This window comes from Escherichia sp. MOD1-EC6098, from assembly GCF_002965865.1.
GTDB classification, from domain to species: Bacteria; Pseudomonadota; Gammaproteobacteria; order Enterobacterales; family Enterobacteriaceae; genus Escherichia; species Escherichia marmotae.
Window position 1 is genome coordinate 1 of record NZ_PTSN01000050.1, and the last position, 4,411, is coordinate 4,411.

Genomic DNA, 4,411 nt, shown 5'->3' on the forward strand with positions numbered 1-4,411 from the left:
TTTTAACATAGTCGGCGTGCCCCGGGCAGTCTACGTGTGCGTAGTGACGGGTCGGGGTGTCGTATTCAACGTGAGAAGTGTTGATGGTGATACCACGAGCTTTTTCTTCCGGCGCGTTATCGATCTGATCGAATGCGCGAGCAGCACCGCCGTAGGTTTTAGCCAGTACGGTAGTGATTGCAGCGGTCAGCGTTGTTTTACCATGGTCAACGTGGCCGATAGTACCGACGTTAACGTGCGGTTTTGTACGTTCAAACTTTTCTTTAGACATCGATTGTCCCTCTAAGACACGGATAAATCGGTGATATCACCACATCAACCAGGCAACATGCCCGACTTGTTGAATGCAATAAACAGAAGGAAAAAACAGGGAGGAGAAAAGAAGTGGTGCTGATAGGCAGATTCGAACTGCCGACCTCACCCTTACCAAGGGTGCGCTCTACCAACTGAGCTATATCAGCACATCTTGGAGCGGGCAGCGGGAATCGAACCCGCATCATCAGCTTGGAAGGCTGAGGTAATAGCCATTATACGATGCCCGCATCCTGGAACTCGGCTACCTGATTTTCATTCTGCACTGAATATCGAGAGAAGCTCTCTTTATTCGAGCCGGTAAGCGAACTTATCGTCTCGGGCTACGCATCGCGTGGCCGAAATTGGTGGTGGGGGAAGGATTCGAACCTTCGAAGTCTGTGACGGCAGATTTACAGTCTGCTCCCTTTGGCCGCTCGGGAACCCCACCGGACTTGATGGTGCCGACTACCGGAATCGAACTGGTGACCTACTGATTACAAGTCAGTTGCTCTACCTACTGAGCTAAGTCGGCATCAAGTAGCGCGCATTCTATGGAGACATGCGCGCTCATGCAACTAAAAAATTGCATAATTTGTTTTATCGGTCACATTTTACACAACTGGATGAAGAAACAGTCAAACTGGGGACAGATTAGCATACTTTTTCAGCATCATTCTGTTTAACAATGCACTCAAGCTAAAACACAATTCTTTTTAGTAGATGGAATATCTGTCACATTGCTTTTCAACGATAGCTTGTCGAAAGAGATTTTTTCTTATTATTCCTCCCAATCTGGTGTTACCCTCCTGCCCATTAACCCATTCAACAGAACTGTGACGCGCCATGGCAAATATCGCTTTGCCGATAGAGCTATGATCGCCAGAAACATGCTTATGAGTATAAAAGAGCAAACGTTAATGACGCCTTACCTACAGTTTGACCGCAACCAGTGGGCAGCTCTGCGTGATTCCGTACCTATGACGTTATCGGAAGATGAGATCGCCCGTCTCAAAGGTATAAATGAGGATCTCTCGTTAGAAGAAGTTGCCGAGATCTATTTGCCTTTATCGCGTTTGCTGAACTTCTATATAAGCTCAAACTTGCGCCGTCAGGCAGTTCTGGAACAATTTCTTGGTACTAACGGACAACGTATTCCTTACATTATCAGCATCGCGGGTAGCGTTGCGGTGGGGAAAAGTACGACCGCCCGTGTATTACAGGCTCTATTAAGCCGTTGGCCGGAACACCGTCGTGTTGAACTGATCACCACCGATGGTTTTCTTCATCCCAACAAAGTGCTTAAAGAACGTGGTCTGATGAAGAAGAAAGGCTTCCCGGAGTCGTACGATATGCATCGTCTGGTGAAGTTTGTTTCCGATCTAAAATCGGGAGTGCCAAACGTTACAGCACCGGTTTACTCGCATCTTATTTATGATGTGATCCCGGATGGCGATAAAACTGTCGTGCAGCCTGATATTTTAATTCTTGAAGGATTAAATGTCTTACAGAGCGGTATGGATTACCCACACGATCCGCATCATGTTTTTGTTTCTGATTTTGTCGATTTTTCGATATATGTTGATGCTCCTGAAGACTTACTGCAGACATGGTATATCAACCGCTTCCTGAAATTCCGTGAAGGCGCTTTTACAGATCCGGATTCCTATTTCCATAACTACGCTAAATTAACAAAAGAAGAAGCGATCAATACTGCCTTGACGCTTTGGAAGGAAATCAACTGGCTGAACTTAAAGCAAAATATTCTTCCTACTCGCGAACGTGCCAGCCTGATCCTGACCAAAAGTGCTAATCATGCGGTAGAAGAAGTCAGACTACGCAAATAATTTAAAGGGGGAGCTATTGCTCCCTTTTTTATTTATCTGCGCTTCGTAGCGATATTTCACCGCCCATCCAGGGTTTAATTATCCCATCCTGTTCAAGCAATAATGCGCCTTGGTTATCTATCCCGCGCGAAATCCCAAATATTTCTTTATCACCAATGATAAGTTTCACTGGGCGATTAATAAAATTATCCAGTTTTTCCCAACGAGCCAAATAAGGAGTAAGTCCTTCTTGCTCGAAGAGTTCCAGCGCCGCCCGTAATTCACGTATAAGCGTGGCTGCCAGAGTATTACGATCCAGATTGATCCCCGCTTCTTGCAAGGTGATCCATCCCTGATTAACGACACTCTCTTCGACTCGACGCATGGCCATGTTGATCCCGGCACCGATGACAATTTGTGCCGCATCGCCGGTTTTGCCCGTCAGTTCAACGAGAATACCCGCCAGCTTGCGATCCTGCAGATAGAGGTCGTTTGGCCATTTAACACGAACTTTATCAGCTCCCAGCGTGCGTAGTACTTCCGCCATCACGATACCGATAACCAGGCTTAAACCAATCGCCGCAGCAGGGCCTTGCTCCAGACGCCAGAACATTGATAAATATAAGTTTGCGCCAAAAGGAGAAAACCATTTCCGCCCACGGCGACCACGACCCGCTTGCTGATATTCTGCGACACAGGCATCGCCCGATTTAAGCTCTCCTATACGGTCAAGGAGGTACTGGTTCGTAGAATCAATCACCGGTAACACAGCAACATTACCACCATCCAGGTGACTCAATATCTGTTCGGCATTAAGTAACTGGATTGGTTCAGGCAGGCTGTATCCTTTGCCCGGAACGGTAAATACATCAACACCCCAGTCACGCAGTGTCTGAATGTGTTTATTAATAGCCGCCCGACTCATTCCCAACGTTTCACCCAGTTGCTCGCCGGAGTGAAATTCGCCGTTCGCTAACAGGGCGATCAATTTCAGTGGAACAGTATTATCCTTCATGAAATTGTCTCCACTGCGCTCACTTCACCTGATGCACCAATAAAGCGGACTTCGGGTTCAAGCCAGACGTTAAATCTTTCACCGACTTTCTGCCTTACGTGATGTGCCAGTTGTACGACGTCTTCACTTTTCGCATTGCCTTCATTAATAAGAACTAGCGCCTGTTGACGATGTACCGCAGCCCCGCCAATCTGTGCCCCTTTTAGCTGACACTGATCGATGAGCCAGCCAGCAGCCAGTTTTACTGAACCATCCGCCTGGAGGTAATTAGGTGCCGTTGGAAATTGTGCCAGTAACGCTTTAGCCATTTCGACTGAAACAACAGGATTTTTGAAGAAACTACCGGCATTACCGTTCACTTTTGGATCGGGAAGTTTTGTAGTTCTCATATGACACACCGCATCAAATACTTGCTGTGGTGTCACCGTTGAAGGCTCCAGACGAGTTAAATCACCATAGGTCAGTACAGGTTGCCACTCTTTTGGCAGGCGCAGACCTACGGCTACAATGGCGAAGCGATCCTGATATTCATGCTTAAAAATACTGTCACGATAACCAAAACGACACTCTTTAGCTGTTAAGCGCACTTGCTTGCCTGTCGTCAGTTCAACGCAGTCAACATAATCGCAAACTCGCTGTAATTCTACGCCATAAGCACCAATATTCTGGATAGGCGATGAGCCGACACAGCCCGGAATTAATGCCAAATTTTCCAGACCGGGCATACCTTGCTGCAAAGTGTATTTCACCAGATGATGCCAGTTTTCTCCCGCCCCAACATGTAAATACCAAGCATCAGGCGTATCGTTAATTTCAATACCTTTGATCCGGTTGATAATCACCGTTCCGCAGTAATCTTCCAGGAAAAGTACGTTACTTCCTTCACCCAGAATAAGAACTGGCTGTCCTTCTGCGGTTGCATGCTGCCAGGCATTGAGTAGTTGTTTTTCGTCTTCCACGCATACAATGTGCTTCGCATTGCGATCAATGCCGAAGGTGTTCCAGGGTTTTAAGGAGTGGTTCATAGCTGCTTTCCTGATGCAAAAACGTGGCTAGTTTACCGTATCTGCGGGGGGATGGCTTGTAGATATAACGACAGGAAGAGTTTTCACCAGCACAAAAAGGCCATCCTTACGGATGGCCTTTCGCTTTATTTGATGCCTGGCAGTTCCCTACTCTCGCATGGGGAGGCCCCACACTACCATCGGCGCTACGGCGTTTCACTTCTGAGTTCGGCATGGGGTCAGGTGGGACCACCGCGCTATCTCCGCCAGGCAAA

4 protein-coding genes, 4 tRNA genes and 1 rRNA gene are annotated in these 4,411 nt (G+C 47.4%); 1 reads left to right on the forward strand and 8 read right to left on the reverse strand.

From position 1 onward, the window contains the following. The 5 genes from C0K55_RS25235 to C0K55_RS25255 all read right to left on the reverse strand — a co-directional run. Positions 1-271 (reverse strand): GTP-binding protein (locus C0K55_RS25235; protein ID WP_000031677.1); only part of this gene is annotated, 271 nt, incomplete at its 3' end. 114 nt (positions 272-385) lie between these two features. Then, positions 386-461, reverse strand: a tRNA-Thr gene (locus C0K55_RS25240). A 6-nt stretch (positions 462-467) separates the two neighbouring features. Then, positions 468-542 (reverse strand) — tRNA-Gly (locus tag C0K55_RS25245). Positions 543-657: 115 nt separating this feature from the next. Next, positions 658-742: transfer RNA gene (locus tag C0K55_RS25250), tRNA-Tyr, on the reverse strand. An 8-nt stretch (positions 743-750) separates the two neighbouring features. Next, a tRNA-Thr gene (locus tag C0K55_RS25255) sits at positions 751-826 on the reverse strand. A gap of 361 nt (positions 827-1,187) precedes the next feature. Between C0K55_RS25255 and coaA the strand changes: the two genes are divergently transcribed. After that, positions 1,188-2,138: a type I pantothenate kinase gene (gene coaA, locus C0K55_RS25270; protein WP_000023077.1), complete on the forward strand. Its 951-nt coding sequence runs from the start codon at positions 1,188-1,190 to the stop codon at positions 2,136-2,138. Between the two features lie 28 nt (positions 2,139-2,166). Here coaA and birA read toward each other — a convergent pair whose 3' ends face one another. The 3 genes from birA to rrf form a co-directional block, all read right to left on the reverse strand. Then, the gene (gene birA, locus C0K55_RS25275; RefSeq protein WP_000654622.1) at positions 2,167-3,132 is read right to left on the reverse strand and encodes a bifunctional biotin--[acetyl-CoA-carboxylase] ligase/biotin operon repressor BirA; all 966 of its coding nucleotides are present in this window, start codon (positions 3,130-3,132) and stop codon (positions 2,167-2,169) included. After that, positions 3,129-4,157: a UDP-N-acetylmuramate dehydrogenase gene (gene murB, locus C0K55_RS25280; RefSeq protein ID WP_001016702.1), complete on the reverse strand. Its 1,029-nt coding sequence runs from the start codon at positions 4,155-4,157 to the stop codon at positions 3,129-3,131. Before murB ends, birA begins: the two co-directional genes overlap by 4 nt. 134 nt (positions 4,158-4,291) lie before the next feature. Then, positions 4,292-4,407 (reverse strand): 5S ribosomal RNA (rrf, locus tag C0K55_RS25285). Between the last annotated feature and the right edge of the window lie 4 nt (positions 4,408-4,411).

Bases quoted from the DNA above. Each gene is read 5' to 3' on its own strand.
- coaA (WP_000023077.1), top strand. From the start codon at position 1,188: ATGAGTATAAAAGAGCAAACGTTAATGACGCCTTACCTACAGTTTGAC.
- murB (WP_001016702.1), bottom strand. From the start codon at position 4,157: ATGAACCACTCCTTAAAACCCTGGAACACCTTCGGCATTGATCGCAAT.
- birA (WP_000654622.1), bottom strand. From the start codon at position 3,132: ATGAAGGATAATACTGTTCCACTGAAATTGATCGCCCTGTTAGCGAAC.